14 protein-coding genes, 2 tRNA genes, 2 rRNA genes and 1 pseudogene are annotated in these 23268 nt (G+C 36.5%); 15 read left to right on the forward strand and 4 right to left on the reverse strand.

The window, feature by feature from the left end:
* Window positions 1-333: 333 nt before the first annotated feature.
* The 9 genes from DM447_RS02445 to tsaD all read left to right on the forward strand — a co-directional run bounded on the left by DM447_RS02445 (window position 334) and on the right by tsaD (window position 7945).
* Window positions 334-3280: ribosomal RNA gene (locus DM447_RS02445) — 23S ribosomal RNA — on the forward strand.
* A gap of 64 nt (window positions 3281-3344) precedes the next feature.
* A 5S ribosomal RNA gene (gene rrf / locus DM447_RS02450) occupies window positions 3345-3460 on the forward strand.
* 41 nt (window positions 3461-3501) lie between these two features.
* A tRNA-Met gene (locus DM447_RS02455) sits at window positions 3502-3578 on the forward strand.
* Window positions 3579-3585: 7 nt separating this feature from the next.
* Window positions 3586-3662 (forward strand) — tRNA-Asp (locus DM447_RS02460).
* A 670-nt stretch (window positions 3663-4332) separates the two neighbouring features.
* Window positions 4333-5307, forward strand: coding sequence for a thiamine-phosphate kinase (thiL, locus tag DM447_RS02465; RefSeq protein WP_112179738.1), 975 nt, complete (start codon window positions 4333-4335; stop codon window positions 5305-5307).
* Between the two features lie 5 nt (window positions 5308-5312).
* Window positions 5313-5771, forward strand: coding sequence for a tRNA (adenosine(37)-N6)-threonylcarbamoyltransferase complex ATPase subunit type 1 TsaE (gene tsaE, locus DM447_RS02470; protein ID WP_112179739.1), 459 nt, complete (start codon window positions 5313-5315; stop codon window positions 5769-5771).
* Complete coding sequence (tsaB, locus tag DM447_RS02475; protein WP_112179740.1) at window positions 5768-6475, forward strand: tRNA (adenosine(37)-N6)-threonylcarbamoyltransferase complex dimerization subunit type 1 TsaB; 708 nt, start codon at window positions 5768-5770, stop codon at window positions 6473-6475. Before tsaE ends, tsaB begins: the two co-directional genes overlap by 4 nt.
* 16 nt (window positions 6476-6491) lie before the next feature.
* On the forward strand, window positions 6492-6914 hold the full coding sequence (gene rimI, locus DM447_RS02480) for a ribosomal protein S18-alanine N-acetyltransferase (RefSeq protein WP_338418770.1): 423 nt from the start codon (window positions 6492-6494) through the stop codon (window positions 6912-6914).
* Window positions 6914-7945 carry a tRNA (adenosine(37)-N6)-threonylcarbamoyltransferase complex transferase subunit TsaD gene (tsaD, locus tag DM447_RS02485; RefSeq protein ID WP_112179742.1) on the forward strand — a complete coding sequence of 344 codons (1032 nt, stop codon included), beginning with the start codon at window positions 6914-6916 and terminating at the stop codon, window positions 7943-7945. Before rimI ends, tsaD begins: the two co-directional genes overlap by 1 nt.
* Before the next feature lie 249 nt (window positions 7946-8194).
* Here the strand turns inward: tsaD and DM447_RS02490 are convergent, their stop codons facing one another.
* Entirely contained in the window at window positions 8195-10132 is a 1938-nt protein-coding gene (locus DM447_RS02490) for an ABC-F family ATP-binding cassette domain-containing protein (protein WP_112179743.1), read from the reverse strand.
* A gap of 205 nt (window positions 10133-10337) precedes the next feature.
* Between DM447_RS02490 and DM447_RS02495 the strand changes: the two genes are divergently transcribed.
* On the forward strand, window positions 10338-10976 hold the full coding sequence (locus DM447_RS02495) for a redox-sensing transcriptional repressor Rex (RefSeq protein ID WP_112179744.1): 639 nt from the start codon (window positions 10338-10340) through the stop codon (window positions 10974-10976).
* Window positions 10977-11011: 35 nt separating this feature from the next.
* Here DM447_RS02495 and DM447_RS02500 read toward each other — a convergent pair whose 3' ends face one another.
* On the reverse strand, window positions 11012-11215 hold the full coding sequence (locus DM447_RS02500; protein ID WP_112179745.1) for a DUF4305 domain-containing protein: 204 nt from the start codon (window positions 11213-11215) through the stop codon (window positions 11012-11014).
* 3 nt (window positions 11216-11218) lie between these two features.
* Complete coding sequence (locus tag DM447_RS02505) at window positions 11219-11938, reverse strand: CPBP family intramembrane glutamic endopeptidase (protein ID WP_112179746.1); 720 nt, start codon at window positions 11936-11938, stop codon at window positions 11219-11221.
* Window positions 11939-12207: 269 nt separating this feature from the next.
* On the opposite strand from DM447_RS02505, the gene groES reads away from it, so the two are divergent.
* Window positions 12208-12492, forward strand: a complete 285-nt coding sequence (groES, locus tag DM447_RS02510; protein WP_112179747.1) for a co-chaperone GroES — start codon at window positions 12208-12210, stop codon at window positions 12490-12492.
* A gap of 51 nt (window positions 12493-12543) precedes the next feature.
* A complete protein-coding gene (groL, locus tag DM447_RS02515) occupies window positions 12544-14175 on the forward strand; it encodes a chaperonin GroEL (RefSeq protein WP_112179748.1) in 1632 nt (543 codons plus the stop codon).
* A gap of 176 nt (window positions 14176-14351) precedes the next feature.
* Here groL and DM447_RS18455 read toward each other — a convergent pair whose 3' ends face one another.
* On the reverse strand, window positions 14352-14510 hold the full coding sequence (locus DM447_RS18455) for a site-specific integrase (RefSeq protein ID WP_241964547.1): 159 nt from the start codon (window positions 14508-14510) through the stop codon (window positions 14352-14354).
* A gap of 1414 nt (window positions 14511-15924) precedes the next feature.
* Here DM447_RS18455 and DM447_RS02525 point away from each other — a divergent pair.
* The 3 genes and pseudogenes from DM447_RS02525 to DM447_RS02530 all read left to right on the forward strand — a co-directional run bounded on the left by DM447_RS02525 (window position 15925) and on the right by DM447_RS02530 (window position 22881).
* The gene (locus DM447_RS02525) at window positions 15925-21261 is read left to right on the forward strand and encodes a leucine-rich repeat protein (RefSeq protein WP_162632538.1); all 5337 of its coding nucleotides are present in this window, start codon (window positions 15925-15927) and stop codon (window positions 21259-21261) included.
* 12 nt (window positions 21262-21273) lie between these two features.
* A pseudogene (locus DM447_RS18900) lies at window positions 21274-21549 on the forward strand (hypothetical protein); the annotation flags it as partial.
* Between the two features lie 9 nt (window positions 21550-21558).
* Window positions 21559-22881, forward strand: coding sequence for an RHS repeat-associated core domain-containing protein (locus DM447_RS02530; protein ID WP_338418776.1), 1323 nt, complete (start codon window positions 21559-21561; stop codon window positions 22879-22881).
* Window positions 22882-23268: the final 387 nt, after the last annotated feature.

Here is a 23268-nt window from a genome sequence, read left to right on the forward strand (position 1 = left end):
AGCACGCGTTTAACGACGTATGAACTGGACTGAACCGAAGGAGATAAAGAAAACACAACGAACGAAAGTGAGTTGATGTTGCCTTATCGTACGGAGGAGAAGGAAGTTTACTAGTCGTTGCGTGCTAGAAGCTGGACATAATAGGAAAACATACTGTGTGGTTTGGTTCAGTTTTGAGAGATCAAGTATCTTTCATTTTATGTACCTTGAAAACTAGATAAGAAGTTAGGAAGCGAGAAGGATTGTACTTTGTATAAAACAGAACGTGAGCCTAACATATGACAAGACATCATATCAAAGTAAGAAGAACCAAACGCTTTTATTAACTAATATAGTTAAGTAAGAAAGGGCGCACGGTGGATGCCTTGGCACTAGGAGCCGAAGAAGGACGGGACAAACACCGATATGTCTTGGGGAGCCGTACGTAGGCATTGATCCAGGAATTTCCGAATGGGGGAACCCCCTGCTCGTAATGGAGTAGGACACTTTACTGAATACATAGGTAAAGTGAGGCAGACCCGGGGAACTGAAACATCTTAGTACCCGGAGGAAGAGAAAGCAAATGCGATTTCCTGAGTAGCGGCGAGCGAAACGGAATCAGCCCAAACCAAAAAGCTTGCTTTTTGGGGTTGTAGGACACGCTATACGGAGTTACAAAGAAACGTTTTACATGAATCGATCTGGAACGATCAGCCGAAGAAGGTAAGAGCCCTGTAATGAAAAGGACGTTTCCTCCAGCGTGGATCCTGAGTACGGCGGAACACGAGAAATTCCGTCGGAATCCGGGAGGACCATCTCCCAAGGCTAAATACTCCCTAGTGACCGATAGTGTACCAGTACCGTGAGGGAAAGGTGAAAAGCACCCCGGAAGGGGAGTGAAAGAGATCCTGAAACCGTGTGCCTACAAGTAGTCGAAGCTCGATATTTTCCTTCGGGAAAAAGAATGAGTGACGGCGTACCTTTTGTAGAATGGACCGGCGAGTTACGATTCTTTGCAAGGTTAAGCCGCACAGGTGGAGCCGCAGCGAAAGCGAGTCTGAATAGGGCGTGATAGTAAAGGGTCGTAGACCCGAAACCGTGTGATCTACCCATGTCCAGGGTGAAGGTCAGGTAACACTGACTGGAGGCCCGAACCCACGCATGTTGAAAAATGCGGGGATGAGGTGTGGGTAGGGGTGAAATGCCAATCGAACACGGAGATAGCTGGTTCTCTCCGAAATAGCTTTAGGGCTAGCCTCAAGGAACGTATGTTGGAGGTAGAGCACTGATTGGACTAGGGGCCCTTACCGGGTTACCGAATTCAGTCAAACTCCGAATGCCAATCATATTGCCTTGGGAGTCAGACTATGGGTGATAAGGTTCATAGTCGAAAGGGAAACAGCCCAGACCGTCAGCTAAGGTCCCAAAGTATACGTTAAGTGGAAAAGGATGTGGCGTTGCATAGACAACCAGGATGTTGGCTCAGAAGCAGCCATCATTTAAAGAGTGCGTAATAGCTCACTGGTCGAGTGACGCTGCGCCGAAAATGTACCGGGGCTAAACGTATCACCGAAGCTACGGATTCCAAGAAGTATTGCACTTCTTGGATTGGTAGGAGAGCGTTCTAAGTGCAGCGAAGTCAGACCGTGAGGACTGGTGGAGCGCTTAGAAGTGAGAATGCCGGTATGAGTAGCGAAAAAGAAGTGAGAATCTTCTTCACCGAAAGCCCAAGGTTTCCTGAGGAAGGCTCGTCCGCTCAGGGTTAGTCGGGACCTAAGCCGAGGCCGAAAGGCGTAGGCGATGGACAACAGGTTGATATTCCTGTACCACCTCCTTTCCGTTTGAACAACGGGGGGACGCAGTAGGATATGGAAAGCGCGCTGCTGGTTATGCGCGCCCAAGCAGTGAGGCTGTTGGATAGGTAAATCCGTCCAATGTAAGGTTGAGCTGTGATGGGGAGGGAACTTAAGTACCGAAGTTCCGGATTTCACACTGCCAAGAAAAGCCTCTAGTGAGGAAAGAGGTGCCCGTACCGTAAACCGACACAGGTAGGCGAGAAGAGAATTCTAAGGTGATCGGGAGAACTCTCGTTAAGGAACTCGGCAAAATGACCCCGTAACTTCGGGAGAAGGGGTGCTTCTTTTACGAGAAGCCGCAGTGAAAAGGCCCAAGCGACTGTTTAGCAAAAACACAGGTCTCTGCGAAGCCGTAAGGCGAAGTATAGGGGCTGACACCTGCCCGGTGCTGGAAGGTTAAGGGGATGCGTTAGCTTTCGGGCGAAGCGCTGAACCGAAGCCCCAGTAAACGGCGGCCGTAACTATAACGGTCCTAAGGTAGCGAAATTCCTTGTCGGGTAAGTTCCGACCCGCACGAAAGGTGCAACGACTTGGGCACTGTCTCAACGAGAGACCCGGTGAAATTATACGATGCGTGAAGATGCGCATTACCCGCGACAGGACGGAAAGACCCCGTGGAGCTTTACTGTAGCCTGATATTGAATGTCGGCACAGCTTGTACAGGATAGGTGGGAGCCGTTGAAGCGTGAGCGCTAGCTTACGTCGAGGCGCCCGTGGGATACCACCCTGGCTGTGTTGACCTTCTAACCCAGAACCGTGATCCGGTTCGGAGACAGTGTCAGGTGGGCAGTTTGACTGGGGCGGTCGCCTCCTAAAGAGTAACGGAGGCGCCCAAAGGTTCCCTCAGAATGGTTGGAAATCATTCGAAGAGTGTAAAGGCAGAAGGGAGCTTGACTGCGAGACCTACAAGTCGAGCAGGGACGAAAGTCGGGCTTAGTGATCCGGCGGTACCGTATGGAAGGGCCGTCGCTCAACGGATAAAAGCTACCCCGGGGATAACAGGCTTATCTCCCCCAAGAGTCCACATCGACGGGGAGGTTTGGCACCTCGATGTCGGCTCATCGCATCCTGGGGCTGTAGTCGGTCCCAAGGGTTGGGCTGTTCGCCCATTAAAGCGGTACGCGAGCTGGGTTCAGAACGTCGTGAGACAGTTCGGTCCCTATCCGTCGTGGGCGCAAGAAGTTTGAGAGGAGCTGTCCTTAGTACGAGAGGACCGGGATGGACACACCGCTGGTGTACCAGTTGTTCTGCCAAGAGCATCGCTGGGTAGCTACGTGTGGAAGGGATAAGTGCTGAAAGCATCTAAGCATGAAGCCCCCCTCAAGATGAGACTTCTCATCTTTTTAGAGTAAGATCCCTCAGAGACGATGAGGTTGATAGGTTCGAGGTGGAAGCGTGGTGACACGTGTAGCTGACGAATACTAATAGATCGAGGACTTAACTATAATACTATATGGTGTCTTGTTGTAATTCTTATCTAGTTTTGAAGGTACACTATCTTCAAAATGGTTTAGTGACAATAGCGAAGAGGTCACACCTGTTCCCATGCCGAACACAGCAGTTAAGCTCTTCAGCGCTCATGGTAGTTGGGGCTTTGCCCCTGCGAGAGTAGGACGTCGCTAAGCCAGAATTTTTTTAATATAGTAGGTTATATAATCTACATTATCGCGGGGTGGAGCAGTCTGGTAGCTCGTCGGGCTCATAACCCGAAGGTCGCAAGTTCAAATCTTGCCCCCGCAACCAAATTATTGGTCCGGTAGTTCAGTTGGTTAGAATGCCTGCCTGTCACGCAGGAGGTCGCGGGTTCGAGTCCCGTCCGGACCGCCATTTTTATTTTAAATTAATAATACATATAATTGAAGCCTTAGGAATATACTCCTAAGGCTTTTTTGAATAAAATTATTTATCTACCAAAATTATACTTTTTCTGAATACTAATTTTTCATTGAAGGACGATTAATAAAATATATTACTTTTAAAATGTATGACTCGATCTATATTTCGACGCAGCGAAATTTTTTTATCCACTATGTCAGCAAATTGACTCCCTTTTCTGTGCGCAAAGCTTAAAGTTTTCATTGGTAAAGAAAAACAAATTACCAAGTGGATCTTCGACTCGTGCTGTTCCCACAGAACAAGTAATGCTTCAAAGCTATACATTGCAAGAAGAAAATCGCTTTTAATTTTCCATGAGTATCATCCATTTGCTTCTTCAGTTGGATATAATTTAAAAGTAATACGCAATACGCAATCTGTTGGCTCATAAAGTTTTATTGTGCTCATAACAACGTTGATCTATCTGTTATAGTTGATATAGCACCTCCAACAATAAACTGTACCAACTAATGTATTTCCAAAGCGTGTTAAGCCTGTAATGTTTACGTCGAAGTTTATAGATATATCTTCTTGAAATAGCCTAAATATATGCGTCATGATTTTTAATTGTTTGTTTTTTTGCTATGATATAGATAGTAATAATAAAAAATGAGGGTCGTTCATGGATGAGTTTAAATTTATTGATTCAATTAAACAGAGTACGTATAAACAATCAAGCATAGTTAAAGGAATTGGTGATGATGCAGCTGTTTTTCGCCAGAATTATCAAGATGTAGTCACAGCTGTTGATACATTCGTTGAGAATATTCATTTCTCAAGAGAAACAATGGATCCGTATCATGTTGGATACCGCGTCTTGGCTACAAATATCAGTGATATGGCAGCAATGGGTGCTACGCCGACTTATTATATGATCTCAATAGTAATACCAGAGGATTGGTCTGATCAGGAGTTACAAGAAATTTATCAAGGAATGAAGGCTATTGCATCAAATTATCGTATGGATTTAATTGGTGGTGATACTGTAGCTGGTTCCGAGTTAGTAGTTTCTGTTACAATTATAGGTATTGTCGACAAAGGAAAAGCACGGTATCGAAGTGACATGAAAGAAAATGATATACTATTCGTAACGGGAACATTAGGAGATGCCGCTGCAGGACTATATTTATTAACTACAAAAGAATTGGATAACTTAAAGAATCATAAGTATTTAATTGATCGACATCGTTTACCTACACCACGAGTGGCATTTGCAGAAGCTTTAGGAGAATTAGATCGTGTAGCATTAAATGATATAAGTGATGGAATTGCTAGTGAAGCAAATGAGCTTGCTGTCGCGTCAAATCTTACCATTCATCTTGATTTGTTAAAACTACCAAAGCATGAGAATTTAACGCAATTTACAAGTGAACAACAACGAAACTTTCAATTGTTTGGCGGAGAGGATTTTGAGTTGATAGGATCAGTTCCCCAAAAAGATTGGAATAGAGTCCAAGAGGCAGCTAAGAAAACAAATACGAAAATTACAAAGATTGGCTTTGTATCAGATGAAGAGTCTACTAATAAGCTGGCTTTTATCCATGAAGGTGGAGCGAAGAAGTTATTAAATAAAGACGGCTATACACATAGGAGATAGAGTTTATGACGAAAAAATTTGAGATTATAACACATACATCTGAGGAAACAACGCGTTTTGCTGAAAAGTTAGCAATCTTGTTAAGACCAGGTGATGTAGTCACATTAAAAGGTGATTTAGGTGCTGGTAAAACGACTTTTACTAAGGGAATAGGTGCTGGATTAGGTGTTAGGCGAACAATAAATAGCCCCACCTATACAATTGTAAAAGAGTATGTCGGTGAATTAACACTTTATCATATGGATGTTTATCGTCTAGAAGATAGTGAAGAAGACATTGGATTTGACGAATACTTTAATGGAAATGGTATATCGATAGTAGAATGGCCACAATTCATTCAACCGTTTTTACCTGAAGCGCGGTTAGATATATCTTTAGAAGTGATAGACGATCTAAAACGAAAGATTACATTTTATCCAAAAAGCGCTGATTTTCAAAGGTTATGTGAGGAGTTATTACGATGAATATACTAGCAATAGATACATCAAGTGAGACGATGGGAATTGCCATATACGAACAAGATAAATTGAAAGTTGAATATATTTCTAACAGTAAGAATCAGCATTCTGTTCGATTAATGCCTGCTATTCAGCAACTTATGAGTGATGCAATGTTAGCGCCCAGAGACTTATCAAGAATTGTTGTTGCGAAAGGTCCGGGGTCGTATACTGGTGTAAGAATAGGATTATCAACTGCTAAAACGATGGCATGGTCTTTAAATATTCCTGTAATAGGAATTTCTAGTTTAGAGACACTAGCACTACAGGCAGCAAGTTTTCAACAACTTATTTGTCCGTTTTTTGATGCGAGACGTGGATTAGTCTATACTGGATTGTACCAACCTAATGATATTGGTGTATTGGAATCAGTAGAAGAGGAACAAAATATTTTATTTGAAGATTGGTTAAAGCAATTAAAACAAAAAAATGAAAAGATCATTTTTTTAAGTCCAGACATAGAGATGTATAGGGAATTAATAATGGAGACACTTGGCGAGTTGGCCATTATTCCATTAGAATCATTTCATATTGCAAGACCATCACTATTAGCAATAGCAGGAAGAGATCGTCAACCTACTAATGTACATGAGTTAATTCCAAATTATTTACGGTTAGTAGAGGCTGAAGCGAAATGGTTAGAAGCACAAAGGAAAGAACATAATGGATGATATCCTTTTTAGAGAAATGACATATAAAGATATAGAAGAAGTAGCAATGATTGAAAAAAAATCATTTACCTTACCGTGGACAATAGATATATATGAAAAAGAGTTGACGGAAAATTCATACGCACATTATTATGTTGTAGAAAAAAACGATAAGATCATTGGTTTTTGTGGTGTATGGATCGTAATTGATGAGGCACAAATAACAAATATAGCTATCTTGCCAGATTATCGTGGTCAAAATTATGGTGTAGGTTTATTCCAATATATTATTAATCAAGTTATTGCAAGTGGGGTAAGAAGACTTTCTTTGGAAGTACGTGTATCAAATATAATTGCACAGAGGTTATATCGGAAGTTTGGTTTAAAACCGGCCGGTATAAGGAAAAATTATTATACTGATAATAATGAAGATGCAATAGTGATGTGGGTGGACTTATAATGCATACAAAAAAAGATGAATACATATTAGCAATAGAAACGAGTTGCGATGAAACTGCTGCTGCGGTTATTAAAAATGGAACAGAAGTAGTAGCTAACGTAGTAGCATCACAAATTGAAAGTCATAAGCGTTTTGGTGGTGTTGTCCCTGAAATTGCATCACGACATCATGTTGAACAAATTACAATTGTATTAGAGGAAACATTTGAACAAGCTAAAATGACTGTAGATGATGTTGATGCAATTGCTGTTACAGAAGGCCCAGGTCTAGTTGGTGCTTTGTTAGTTGGGGTAAATGCAGCAAAAGCCTTAGCATTTGCTCATAATAAACCACTAATTGGTGTACATCATATTGCGGGTCATATTTATGCAAATCGGTTATTGGAAGAATTCACTTTTCCACTCCTTGCATTAGTTGTTTCTGGTGGACATACAGAGTTAATTTTAATGCGAGAACATGGAAAATTTGAAGTCATTGGTGAAACGCGAGATGATGCAGCTGGTGAAGCTTATGATAAAGTTGCCAGAACATTGGATTTACCCTATCCTGGTGGACCACAAATTGATAAACTAGCACAAATAGGTAAAGAAGTGATCGATTTTCCACGTGCTTGGCTTGAAGAAGGCTCTTATGACTTTAGTTTTAGTGGCTTGAAATCCTCCGTAATCAATACGATTCATAATGCGACGCAACGTGGAGAAGTTTTAAAGAAAGAAGATATAGCAGCAAGTTTCCAAGCTAGTGTGGTAGAGGTTTTAACAGAAAAGGCTTATCAAGCAGCAAAGAAATACCAGGTAAAGCAAGTTATTGTAGCAGGTGGTGTAGCTGCGAATCAAACCTTACGAAAGTCCTTAACAGATAAGTTTGAACAGGAACCAGTAGCGTTACTCATACCACCGTTATGGTTGTGTACCGATAATGCTGCAATGATAGGCGCTGCAGGATCGATTGCTTACACCTTAGGTCATCGTTCAGATTGGTTTTTAAATGCTAACCCTGGGTTAGATATTGAGCTCTATGGTCGACGCTAAGAAGCGAAAGGATAAATAATTCCTTTCGCTTCTTTTTTAAATGAAAAACTATGTTATCCACAGAAAGTTATTCGAAATGTGGATACATTTTTACAAACCCACTAATAACATATACTATAGTTGTGCACAATTTCTGTGGGTAAGTAGTTAAAAAACTGTTGATAAAGTGGATAACTTGTAAATACATTATATTATAAGTACTTTTTATGTATATAACCCTGTGGACAATAAAAAAGGCTAACTCTTTTGTTAGCCTTTCACTTCTTCCTGAAGCAATTCCCATTCCTCCATTAAATCTTCCATTTGTTTATTATTCTGGTCATTTTTTTCTGTTAATTCTAAAGCTTTTTCATGATCTTGAAAAATTTCTGGCTGGCATAATAAATCTTCATTTTCAGCTATTTCCTGTTCGAGTACTTCTATTTTATTTTCTATTTCTGTAATTCGTCTCTCTTTCTTACGTTGTGTTTGCTTCTTTTCTTTATCAGTATGAAAGTTAGTCTTCACGTCTTTGGTTTTTGTGACTTGATTAGAAGTCTGCTCTTCTAATTTTTTTAATTCAAACGCTTCTTGTTTCTTTTCTAAGTAATAATCATAATCACCTAAGAAAATAGTAGCCCCGTCTGGTTGCATTTCGATAACTTGAGAAGCAATTTCATTAATGAAATAACGATCATGTGAAACGAAAATCAGTGTTCCTGGAAACTCTAGTAATGCAGCCTCTAATATCTCTTTACTGTCTAAATCTAAATGATTTGTTGGCTCATCGAGTACTAATAGATTTGCCTTTTGCATCATGAGTTTAGCAAGAGCTAGTCTAGCCTTTTCACCACCACTTAGGGAGTTAACACTTTTTAAAACATCGTCACCAGAGAATAAAAAGTTACCAAGCACTGTCCGTATATCTTTTTCATTTACTGTTGGATAATCGTCCCAAAGTTCCATTAAAACAGATTTAATGGAACTGAGATTTGCTTGTTCCTGATCATAATAACCGATTTGTACATTGCTGCCAATATCGATAGACCCACTAGAAGGCTCTAGTTCATCTATAATCGTTTTTAATAAAGTGGTCTTCCCTACACCATTAGGTCCAACTAAAGCGATGCGGTCACCTCTATTTGTTTGGAATGTAAGGTCAGAAAAGATAGTCTCTTCATCCTTGTTATAACGAAAAGCAAGGTTATTAATTTTTAAAACATCATTACCACTTCTACGATTTATATTGAAGGAGAAGGTGGCTGAAGATTCATCACCACTGGGTTGATCTAATCTATCCATCTTTTCTAGTTGTTTTCGTCTACTTTGTGCTCTTTTAGTTGTAGATGCGCGAACAAGATTCTTTTGAACAAAATCTTCAAGTTTTTTTATCTCGGTTTGCTGTTTCTCGAATTGCTTCATTTCTAACTCATAATCTACAGCCTTTTGTTCTAAATACTTAGTATAATTACCATGATACTTTTTCGACTGATTACGGGAAATCTCATATACCGTTTTCGTTGTCTTATCTAAGAAATAACGATCGTGTGAAACAATTACAACCGCACCATCATAATTATTTAAATAACCTTCAAGCCATGTTAATGTTTCAATATCTAAATGGTTTGTTGGTTCATCTAATATTAAAATAGAGGGCTTTGATAGAAGTAGTTTTCCTAACGCTAAACGTGTTTTCTGACCACCACTAAGTGTATTAATTGGCGTTTCTAGGTCGTAGTCTTGAAAATGCAAGCCATTTAATACAGACTTTATATCGGCTTCGTAGTGATAACCGCCCTCCATTTTAAAGGCTTGTTGCTGTATATCATATTGTGCAAGTAGTTGTTGATATCTTTTTTCATCTTGAATAATTGCAGGATCGCCCATTTGTAATTCCATTTTACGAAGTGCAGTTTCCTTTTTTATTAAATCCTCGAAAACATGAAGCATTTCAGCCCAAATGGTTTCATTGGTCTCTAGCCCAGTGTTTTGTGCTAAATAACCTAAGGAGACATCTTTTGGTTTATGGATTTCACCTTCATCGTAAGAGAGGAGACCAGCCATTACTTTTAGTAAGGTTGATTTACCTGCCCCATTTCTACCAACAATAGCAATCCGATCGTTGGTTTGTATTTCTAATTTTATATTTGATAGAATTAATTCAGCACCATATCTCTTCACTAAATTGTTTACTTGCATTAAAATCATCTTTTTGTTCACCTCATCTTTTCTAGTGTATCGCACTTTTTATCACACTAGCAAGCAAATGGACGTGTATTAATTGGTGAATTGCTTTATACTAGAAGAAGTAAGTGAATTAGTTCACGACAAATACGTTGGATTTTAAAAACGTATGGCTTTAGGTCAAGGTTTATTAGGGGTTTGTACAAATTGTTATAAAGGGGATTGAAATATGCAAAGTAAAATACCACAAGCAACAGCTAAAAGATTACCATTATATTATCGCTTTTTAAATAATTTACATATACAAGGAAAATCGCGTGTCTCTTCAAAAGAACTGAGTGAAGCAGTAAAAGTTGACTCTGCAACGATTAGACGAGATTTCTCGTATTTTGGAGCATTAGGTAAAAAAGGTTATGGCTATAATGTCGAATATTTATTAGGCTTCTTTAGAAAAACATTAGATCAAGATGAGACGAGCAATGTAGCATTAATTGGTGTAGGTAATTTAGGAACTGCCTTTTTGCATTATAATTTCACGAAAAATAACAACACAAAAATAGAAATGGCATTTGATGCAGATGATGGTAAAGTAGGCCAAGAAATTGGAGGTGTACCGATTCATCATATAGATGATTTGGAAAAGAAACTTGGTAACGTTGAGGCGGTTATTTTAACTGTACCAGGTGCAGAGGCACAACAAATAACGGATCGATTAACTGATTCCGGAATTACAGGTATTTTAAATTTTACACCTGCACGTATAAATGTTTCAGAAGATGTCCGAGTCCATCACATTGATTTAGCAGTTGAGTTACAGTCATTGTTATACTTCATGAAGCATTATCCAAATGATGCAGTAGAGGAATAGAAATAAAGCAGTGACCTAATTAGGTCACTGCTTTATTATTTTGAATTCTTCGCTTTCTTTATATGAATGTGTATTCTAATTAGGCGAATTGCTACTGCAAAATCTAAAGTAGCAAATATAGCAAATAATAGAATTAATAAACTCCAACCGGTCTCTTGGATTGATGTTATCCCTATATATGTGAATGCAATCCCAATACCAATGTAAAAGGTTGCTGCAACCAATGGCGAGGTTCGCATATGTTAGCCTCCAATCACTATCATTTGTAATTTTTCATATTGCTCGAGCATTTTCTCAAGCTCTTCTGGTGAAATACTTAATTGTGCAATGACGACCATTGTATTCATCGATGCATGTGCAATGATTGGTACAATAATCCGTTTTGATTGAACATAAATAAACGCAAACACAAATCCAATTGTTAGATAGGTTAAAATGTGTGGGAAATCATTATGCACCACTGCAAAAATTAAACCAGAAGCTAAGGCGCCAATAAAGAAGTTCGTTCTTTTATATATGCTTCCGAAAATGATTTTTCGAAAAACAATTTCTTCTAAAATTGGACCAATTACAGCAACTACAATGATAAAGATTGGTGCTGCTCTTGCAATTTCGATTATATTTTGGGTATTCTCTGAATCTGGACTAACTCCAAGAAATGTTGTTTGAAGATAGTTGATAACCCCTTGGCCAATGAATGCTAAGATTAAGCCTATAAGAGACCAAATGATTACCATACCATTACTGGCTGCTTCTGGGTCTTTTCTCAAATTTTTCTCAGGTTTTAACAACAGTAATATAATGAGTAATGCTGCCAAAAAGCTGAATACGGTCCACGCGATACCTATTGTTCCAAAATAGTCTTCGTTCACATCAGCAATTTCTAGGACCAATAGAAGTGGATAAGAAGAAAGTTGCATCAATATATATGTTCCTAAGATGTATATGTAGTTTCTAGTCAAAGCTAAACGTCTCCTTTAATAATATATAATTGTCCAATATACGTATTTTAACATAACTTTAGAATAGAATTGTACTAGTTCGATTTTTCTAATTGAATGATGAAATCCAATGTAATTTACTATGTTTAAAAAAAACATAAAAAAAACAAGTGCAATACTTGCAAAATGGTAAACAATTCATTATTATAATAATTGTGTTAGCACTCTTCATTGGTGAGTGCTAAGAATAAATAAAACCATTTTGAAATATATGAAGGAGGGTTTTTATAATGTTAAAGCCATTAGGAGACCGTGTCATTATTGAACTCGTAGAAGAAGTACAGAAAACAGCAAGTGGAATTGTTTTACCAGATTCTGCACAAGAAAAGCCGCAAGAAGGAAAAGTTGTTGCAGTCGGGTCTGGTCGTGTAGCAGATAATGGAGAAAGATTTCCTTTGGAAGTCGCAGAAGGAAATACAATTATTTTCTCTAAATTTGCAGGCACAGAAGTGAAGTATGAAGGTAATGAATACTTAATTCTTCGTGAAAGTGACATTCTAGCTATTATTGGCTAAGCGAAGACAATTAATTTTAAAGATACTTAAGAATCAAGGAGGGCTTTTAAGATGGCTAAAGAATTGAAATTTAGTGAAGATGCTCGTCGCGCAATGCTACGAGGTGTAGATACATTAGCAAATGCAGTGAAAGTAACATTAGGACCAAAAGGACGTAATGTCGTATTAGGTAAAAAATATGGTTCACCGCTTATTACTAATGATGGTGTAACAATTGCTAAAGAAATTGAATTAGAAGATGCGTTTGAAAATATGGGTGCACAGCTTGTAGCTGAAGTTGCATCTCAAACAAACGATGTTGCTGGTGATGGTACGACAACTGCAACAGTACTTGCACAAGCAATGATTCAAGAAGGTTTGAAAAACGTTGCTTCTGGTGCAAATCCAGTAGGCGTACGTCGTGGTATTGAAAAAGCAGTGAAAGTTGCAACTGAAGAATTACGCAGTATTTCTAAACCGATTGAAGGAAGAGATTCAATTGCACAAGTTGCAGCAATCTCCTCTGGTGACGATGAAGTAGGACAATTAATCGCAGAAGCTATGGAACGCGTTGGTAACGACGGTGTTATCACAATTGAAGAATCAAAAGGTTTCAATACAGAATTAGAAGTAGTAGAAGGTATGCAATTTGATCGTGGTTATGCTTCTCCATATATGGTTACTGACCAAGATAAAATGGAAGCAGAACTTGAAGATCCGTACATTCTAATTACAGATAAAAAAATCAATAATATCCAAGAAGTACTTCCTGTTCTAGAACAAGTTGTACAACAAGGTAAACCACTTCTATTAATAGCTGAAGATGTAGAAGGCGAAGCACTTGCAACACTTGTTGTAAACAAACTTCGTGGTACATTTAATGCCGTAGCAGTTAAAGCACCTGGTTTTGGTGATCGTCGTAAAGCTATGCTTGAAGACATTGCAGCATTAACTGGTGCAGAAGTAATTACAGAAGACCTTGGTCTTGAGTTGAAGAACACTACAATCGAACAATTAGGTCGCGCAACTAAAGTAGTTGTAACAAAAGAAAACACTACAATAGTTGAAGGCTCTGGAAATCCAGAACAAATCTCTTCACGTGTTGCACAAATTCGTGCACAAGCAGAAGAAACTACTTCTGAATTTGATAAAGAGAAACTACAAGAACGTTTAGCAAAACTTTCTGGTGGGGTTGCAGTAATTAAAGTTGGTGCAGCAACTGAAACAGAATTAAAAGAACGTAAACTACGCATTGAAGATGCATTGAACTCAACACGCGCAGCTGTAGAAGAAGGTATTGTTGCTGGTGGTGGTACAGCGTTAATTAATGTCTACAAAAACGTTCAAGCACTTGATTTAGTTGGAGACGAACAAACTGGTGCAAATATTGTACTTCGTTCTTTAGAAGAACCAGTTCGTCAAATCGCACACAATGCTGGTTTAGAAGGCTCTATTATTGTAGAACGTCTTAAAACAGAAAAAGTAGGCATGGGTTATAACGCGGCTACTGGCGAATGGGTAAACATGATCGACGCTGGTATCGTAGACCCAACTAAAGTTACACGCTCAGCACTACAAAACGCAGCATCCGTTGCAGCAATGTTCCTAACTACTGAAGCAGTAGTAGCAGACATTCCTGAAGAAAACACAGGTGGCGGAATGCCAGACATGGGCGGCATGGGTGGCATGGGCGGCATGATGTAGGATAGTTACATCAAATACTGTTAAATCAACGTTTACACCCTTTTGAAACACCTTTTCACAAGAAAATGTCACTGTTATGTCACATTTATTTATAAAACTAAGTCTGAAAGGGCGTTTTCGTACAAAGTTTTTACTTTGGCGGAGGCGTCCTTTTTCATCTTGTTAGTAGCGTGCGTTTAAATCTTCATTGTGGTTTTCATATCTTCGTGGCCAACCTTTTCCATGATTGTCGCAAGATCGATTCCTGCTTCTGTCAACATGCTAATATGTGAGTGTTTAAATATAGGTGGTGTGGCTATCTTTAATATTTTCGTATGCTCTAATATCCTTTGCATTCTCGTGATGATATTTTGTGAATGTACGGATAACCGTTCGCACGACTAAAAACAAAGTGATATTCTTCAAATTCATGTTTGTGCTGCAAGTTGAATTTTTTCTGTCGTCTGTTTAGGTGGAGTTAATTCATAGCTTCACATATTATTCGAAAATAGTAAATTTCATGGGCTGTAATTAATAAATAGAATAGTTACCCAGATACGTTAATTTAAGTGGCTAATTACCGTTAATATACCGTAATAAATCATAAGTATTTGTTGGTGAAACGGTGAAATACACACTTAAAAGTTGAATAATAAGTTTTAATTTTAAAAGTTCTGTTAGACTATAATCATACTGGTAATTCATTTTATATTTGGAGTGATTATAAAAATTTTAATTCTAAAAGTAGTTTTCTGGAGAAACAGGCAGTAAAAGATAAAATTTTGGTCACTGTAAATGGGACAGCTCCTATTTAATTCTCTAACTTAGTTTTGGGATTGATTGAATTTGTGACTCCTGAAAATATCAGAAAAATGATGGATATGAATAAGCATGGATTTAATATTTATCGTTAAAATATGGAAACTTGTATTTTGATTAATTTATAGCGATCAATATTCAAGAATGGGGTGCTAATCTGTAATAAGAATTGCAACCTTTCTTTATGTATAGGGCCAGATTGTGAAGTGATATTATATAGACTATTACTGCGAAACAAATACCTTCATTTTCAATTACTTTCATAAGTCATTAGAGGTAGTAATTTCCCACACTGTAAGCATCATTTATCATTACTAACACTTTATTAAAAAATTATATGTTATTCGACAATCGATTCAGTTAATAAAAGAAATAGTTATCTTACTGAAATATTATTAATTTTACGGAACTATAACCAATTTATTTAAACCTGTTTCTTAACCAATTAGAATTATCCTTACAAACAATTGATGGTGGCCACCATAGTGAAGGAGAGCATTCCTCCTTACATGTCATAGAAACATCCGTTTAAGATATTATAGAAGAAATCAAAAGCACTGAATCTATACAAGGATTCAGTGCTTTTAGATGTACTAATTAATCGTTTTAAAAGATAATCTATAATATATATTTGGTTCGTTTAAATTAATTATAGCTAATAGATGTATCTTGACTTTCTGTTTTCTTCTAAATACTTATAATAAAAAGTTCTATATCTAGATTATTTTTGATTTTTTTCCAATACATAACAATTATTCGCTTAAAGTATGGGGGGATAATTCATACAATCAACTAACTAACGAATCAATAGAGTTTCTACAAACACCAACTAATATATCGGATTTTCCTGGAGACTCTAATCCTCCAACAATCAATATTTCGCAAGTTAACCAATCTAAAACAGAAGTATTGATTACCGCAGAAGTATCAGATAATGATACGGGTCTAGCTTTGCAAAAATGGGGGAAAGGGAAGAAAAATTCAAGTTATTTTGATGAAAATGGAAATGAATTTACTGGTTCAACCTTTATAATAGATAAAAATGATACTTATACAGTATATGCAAAAGATAATGCAGGGAATACAAATATAAAAACTATTTTAATAGATAGTATAGATAATGTTGCACCATCGATACCTACAAATTTAATTTCTACTACGAAAACAGAAAGCTCCATAACTATTAAATGGGATTCTAATAGCCAAGACGATGATTTAACTAACTACCTGATTTTTCGAGATAACGAATTAATAAAAAAATCAGCAGAAAATGAATATACTGATACAGGACTTTCAGAAAATACAACCTATAATTATATTATTAAAGCGGAAGACGATGTTGGAAATATATCAAATGCAAGTAATGAACTTTCTGAAGTCACAAAAAGTTCATATGATATTTCTTCACCAACAATCCCTAGTAATGTTGAAACTAGCTCAATATTAGAAACATCTATAACGCTTTCCTGGAAACCTTCAACAGATGATGTAGGAGTTGTGGAATATGAAATCTACCGTGATGGCAAAAATATAAGTAGCAGTCCTACCACTACTTTTATAGACACATCTTTGAAAGGATCTACTACTTATATTTATACAATTAAAGCTGTAGATGAAGCTAGTAATAAATCAGAATACTCTAAGGAATTGTCCGTTACAACATCTGATCCAATTGATAAAGAGGCTCCCTCAATTCCTTTAAACCTTGCTTGGTCATCTAAAAGTGATGCCTCTGTAACTCTTTCTTGGGATTCTTCAACTGATAATGTTGAAGTTACTAATTACAGAATTTTTCGTGATGGATTAGAAATTGGATCTACGAAAAATACTACTTATCAAGATGAGAATCTTGGCATGGGAAAAAGCTATATCTATACGATAAAGGCTGTAGACGCAGAAGGAAATCTTTCTAATTTTAGTAACTCTGTTAGTGTAACTACTTCAGTATTCTTTTATTATTCTTTAAACGAGGACGGAACAATTTCAATTACTGGATATACAGGAGATGAAGGTAATGTCATTATTCCGTCTGAAATTGAAGGAAAGACGGTAACTACTATCGGTACTAACGCATTCTCTTCTAACGATGTTATAACAAACATATATATTCCAGAAAAAATTACATCTATAGGTGATAATGCATTTAGATATATGGAAAACCTTATTGAAATTGAGGTTGATAGCAATAACATAAATTACACTAGTGAAAAAGGTGTATTATTCGATAAGACTATGAAATTATTAATTCAGTATCCTGCAGGTAACTCGGCAACAGAATATGATATACCAGATGGAATAGAAGAAATAGATTCCTATGCGTTTATAATTAGTTCAAATTTAGTTAAAGTAAGTATGCCAAGTAGTATTATTACAATTGGTGAATGGGCATTTGGACATGCTGTTAATCTTTCAGACTTAACAATCCCGGATAGTGTTGTAACAATAGAATCTTTTGCCTTTTATAATTGTAATAATATCACAAGTTTAATAGTACCGAATAATGTAAAATATATAGGAGGAAGGGCATTTTCAGAATGCGACAATTTACATAGTTTGTCAATTACAGGATACGAAACTTATATTTCTGGATATATAGCTGAAGATTCAAATAAGCTCACAAAAGTTACATTAGGTGATGATAACAATAAGAAAAATCAAATGGTAATAGATGACTTTGCGTTTAGTAATCTTAGTAATTTAAAAAATGCAACATTTAAAAATGGTGTTTCAACTATTGGAAATAGAGCTTTTTCCTATACTGGTATCGAAACCTTAGTTATTGATAATGATAGTGTAGTAATTAAAGAATTTGCCTTTAGCGGTGCTAACCTAACTGAGCTAAGTTTAAATGTAAGTAACATTGAAAGATTTGCTTTTTCAGATTGTAACATTTTAATAAGTGCAGATATAAAGACACAAAATATAGGAGAGTATGCTTTCTTTGATCTCGAAAATCTAGAATCACTAGACATTGAAGCAACTAACATTGATAGATATGCATTCGCTTCTCTTCCTAATTTAACTAGTCTCAACCTTCAAGCAGGGGATATAGGTGAATGGGCTTTCAGTCAGCTCCCTAATTTGACTAGTCTCAATCTTCAAGTAACAGATATAGGGGACTGGGCATTTGGGTATTGCGAAAATCTAGAAAGCATTGTAATTCAAGCAGAGAATATAGGAAACTATGCTTTTGCACAATGTTCTAATTTGTCTTCAATTATTCTAGGTGAGAACGTTAAGACCATTGGGGAGGGTGCTTTTCTCGGAACGAACATAAGTAGTATTAGGATTCCTGATAGTGTCGTAAGTATAGGTGCAATTGCATTTGTTGAATGTTCTAACTTAGTGAGTATTTATTTCGGAAAGAATCGACCAACTATGACTCCTAACACATTTGCGGGCACTCCTTATAATTTAATGACTTATTATAGTTCTTTAGAAGATAATGATCCACCGTTAAAACCGGCAGAAACGCATGTAGCAGATCCGGTTGATACATCAACTGGTGCGCATTTTCTTGACATAGATTTACTAAATATTAAAGGAGCACAAGATTTATCTTTTAAATTAAACTATAATTCCTCACATTTAACTATTGGAACGATGGGTAGAGGATGGAACAATAACTTTGAGATACGAATTGATGAACAGTATGATAATTCAATTTTTGTCTATTGGTCACCTTCTATTTACACTAGATTCACCAAGAATGAGAAAGGTATTTTTACTTCAGATTCACTTGGCAAACAAAACTATGAACTTTCTCAAAATAGTGATGGAAGTTATAAACTTAATAATCCTTATGACAAAAATTACTCATTTAACACCAATGGTCAATTAACAAAAATAAAAGATCACGCTGGCAAGGAGCTGCTTATTACTCATAACTCTGAGGACAGTTTTACGGTTACCGAACCAGTTTCTAACAAAACATTTACGATTAGGTATAATTCTCTTGGTCTTATTGATAGCGTTACTGATTCATCAGGTAGAGAGGTAACATTCGAATATGATGTTATAAAATGTCTGACTTCTATTACAGACGCTGATGGTAAAGTAACAGAATTTACTTATGACAAAAATGGACGCGTTCTTACTGGAACTAATAATGAAGAGATAACATATTTCACTAATACTTATGATAATAGAGGAAGGGTTTCATCCCAAGATGATGCGATTGAAGAAAATAAGCTTACCTATTTTGATTATAATACATCAGATACAGGAGAAACTACAGTTACAATTACGGATCGTAACGACCATGTCCGAAACAATGTTTTTAATAGTTTGCAGCAACTTATTTCGACTACAGATAATAATGGTAATACTAAAGGTTACTCTTATGACTCTAACGGTAATATCATGGAAGAGATTGATGCACTTAGTAACAATTCTTCTTTTACCTATGATAATAATAATTTACTTACGGAGAAAATTGATCCTGTAGGATTTAAGACAGTGTACACTTATGACAATAATGGAAATCTATTAAGTGAATCATCATCCGATGGTAGTAAAATAACTTACACGTATAATTCTAGCAATCTCGTTTCCAGCAAAATTGACCTGCATGGAAATAAGACAACTTATGACTATGACAAAAATGGTCTTTTATTCGAGAAGAATGTTGGAACGAGAAAGTATCAATATACTTATGAAGATGGGCTACTAAAAACAGAAACAAATCCTGATGGTGGGGTTACTACTTATATCTATGACAAAGCATCCAGAGTAATCTCGAGCATAGATGAATATGGAAACAAGACTTCTTTTTCGTATAATGCTAATGGAGATCAACTATCAAAAACTGATCCTTTAGGAAACAAAACTACTTATACTTATGATAGTAACGGAAACATCCTAACAGAAACAGATGCTAAAGGAAATGTAACAACTTATAATTATAATGGGAATGGAAAAGTAATTTCAGTAAAAGACCCTAAATCCAATATCACTTCATACAAGTATGACGGTGAAGATAGAATTATTCAGGCTTTGGATCCTAAAGGAAATGCTACAATTAAAACTTATGATCCTGTTGGACAGATGGTTAGTGAAAAGGATACTAATGGCGATAAGACTTCTTACAAGTATGATAATGTAGGTAATTTACTTACAATAACTTTGCCAGGGGGCGGTAGTACATCTTATACCTATTATCCGAATGGGAAGATAAAAACAGAAACAGATGCTGTTGGTAACTTAACAACCTATGATTATAATTCTAGTTGGCTACTTAGTAAGACTACCAACGCACAAGGGAAAGCTTCAGTATATAAATATAGTATTGCCGGTGACTTGTTAAGTATCACGGATCCTCTTGAAAATACAACTTCCTATACGTACGATGAATATGGGAATAATCTTACTCAGAGCGACCCTAATGGGAACATTATAACTTTCACTTATGACATAAATAATAATAGAGCGAGTCAAACTGATGAGCTTGGTAATAAGACGTCCTATTCTTATGATATGATGGACAGATTGTTGAGTACAACAGATGCTAAAGGAAATACGATATCCTACTCTTATGATGCTGTAGGAAAATTGACTTCAACCACGGATCCACTAGGAAATACGGTTGCAATAGAGTATGATCCTAATGGTAATCCTGTGCAAATTACTGATACACTAGGTAATCTTGTTAGTCAGACAAAATATGACTCTACTGATCTTGTTACATCTGTTTCAAATGCTCTTGGTAATAAAATTCATAAAGTCTATGACTCTCTCGGTAATGTTATAGAAGTATCAAATCCAAAGGGGAATATTACAACTTTGGACTATACTTCTTCAGGCCAGTTAATGTCATCTACTAATGCGCAAAATGCAGTTAGTAGTTATGAATACGATCCAGATGGAAATGTGACAGCAATTAATGGACCATCGGATAGTTCAACCGAATATAGTTATGATACAGCAGGCAGATTAGTTACTGAAACAACAACTTCAAGTGGCGTTATAACTTATGAGTATAACTCTTTAAATTTATTAGAAAAGATGACGAACGCACGTGGGCAAATAAGGGATTATAGTTATGATACAGCAGGCAGAATTAAGAGTTATACAGATGCCAAAGGTGTTACGAATTTTACTTATGATAAAAATGGAAATATTCTAACTGAGACTGACGATCAGGGAACAATTACAAGAGAATATGACCTCCACAATAGAGTAACTAAATACACTGATGTATTCGGAAATGTAATTCAATATGTTTATGATGAAGTAGGAAATCTTTCATCACTAATCTACCCTGATGGTAAGACAGTTCAATATGTTTAGGATGCTGCTAACCACTTAATCAAGGTGACAGATTGGGAAGGAAGACGTACGACTTACGATTACGATGAAAATGGGAATTTAGTAAATACAAAAAGACCAGACTCAAGTGAACTTATTCAGTCCTTTAATAAGGCTGGAATGCTCACTGAAATGGTCGATGTTGATTCCGATAGTAATATTATTAATAAATATACCTTTACTTATGATAGTAATGGTCAAATTATAAGTGAAGTAGCGACAAGTAATGCAAAGACAACTGAGTTAAGCTATGATGAACTAGGAAGACTTATAAAAAAAATGGAACTTGATTTAAAGGGGAATCTGCTTAATAGTTATACTTATACGTATGATGATGCTGGAAATATTACATTAAGTGAATCTTCAATCGATAGTAAGACTATGACATATGATAATCAAAACAGAGTTATATCGTTTAATGGTAATAATATTCTGTATGATGAAGATGGAAATATGATAAGTGGCCCTATAGAAATCAAAGATACCAGTTTTTCTTATGACTCGGGAAATAGACTCGTACAATTAGGAAGTACAAATTATGAATATGATGCAGATGATCATCGCATTTCAGAAACAACAGATGGAGTAACTACTGAATATGTATATGATGATGAATCGAATGATCTTAGTCAACTTCTAGTCAAAACAGACTCAGATGGAAATAGTGATTTTTATGTTTATGGTCTTAATCTTATAGGGGAAGAGACTACGGATGGGACCTATAATATCTATCACTTTGATTACCGTGGAAGCACAACAGCAATTACAGATCAGCAAGGTGGAATTACTGATACTTTTGAATATGATTCATATGGCAAACTTCTAAATCATAATGGTTCAAGTCAAACAGCATTTCTTTATAACGGTCGCGATGGAGTTATATCTGATAAAACTGGTCTTTATTATATGCGTGCAAGATATTACTCTCCAGAACTAATGCGATTTATAAATGCCGATACTGTTAAGGGAGAAATAACTAATAGTATAACGTTAAACCGCTACGCATACGCAAATGGAAACCCTGTTTTAAATGTTGATCCAGAAGGTGAGTTTATAACTGTTGCTATTGGAGCAGCTATTGGTGGCATAGTAGGGGGAAGTGCCAACTTAATTAATCAAGTTGCAACAGAGGGATGGAGTGACGTTAGTTGGGGAGAAGTTGCCATAAATACAGGTTCAGGTGCTTTATCCGGCGCTGTTGCTGGTACCGGTGTCGGTCTTGCTGGTGCGATTGTTGCAAATGAAGCAATCAGTGTTGCAAATTATGCTGCCACTCAACACGTGAATAACGACTCTTTATCTTGGCAAGGTTTAGGAACAACCCTAGTATGGGGTGGATTTGGAGCAGCTAAAGGAGGTAGTGGAATATTGCATGGTGAAACTGGTAGAATAATAAGAAATTGGCAAGGTACAGCACTAAAAGCTAAATTGATAAATGTGCAAAGCGTTGAGATTTATGCAAAGCTATCGATTAAAAACAAGCTTATTCAAGAAGGTAAATTAGCTACTAGAAACACAATAGAAGGAACGGCATTAAATAGTATTGGAACATATGCTACTAACAAAGCATTTGAATATAGTACATCAGGAACAGCAAAATAGTTGATATTTAGAAGGGGGGACAATTGAATGGGAGAAAAAAGTTTAGAATTTATATATCGCATATCTCTCTTTCCTTTATTTTTGCAGTTTATAATATTGACTCCTGTATTTTTTATCCTTTCCATTATTCTTTTTTATGTATCTAGATTGTTAGATATATGGATGCATAGCTCTAAAAGGGATTATTATGAAACCAGTTATGATCCTATAACAAATAAAAAATTGTTATTAAGGTCCCTGTTTGGTACTTTTTGTCTAATGGCCGCTTATTTAATTAGCACTTCATAGTTTGTTTTATGAGAAGAGAGGTCAGTCAATATGTTTTATACTGATCTCTTTTAAATATGTTGAACATAAATAAATCTATTATTACAAAGCAAGAAATAC

Source organism: Paraliobacillus zengyii (assembly GCF_003268595.1).
GTDB classification, from domain to species: domain Bacteria; phylum Bacillota; class Bacilli; order Bacillales; family Amphibacillaceae; genus Paraliobacillus_A; species Paraliobacillus_A zengyii.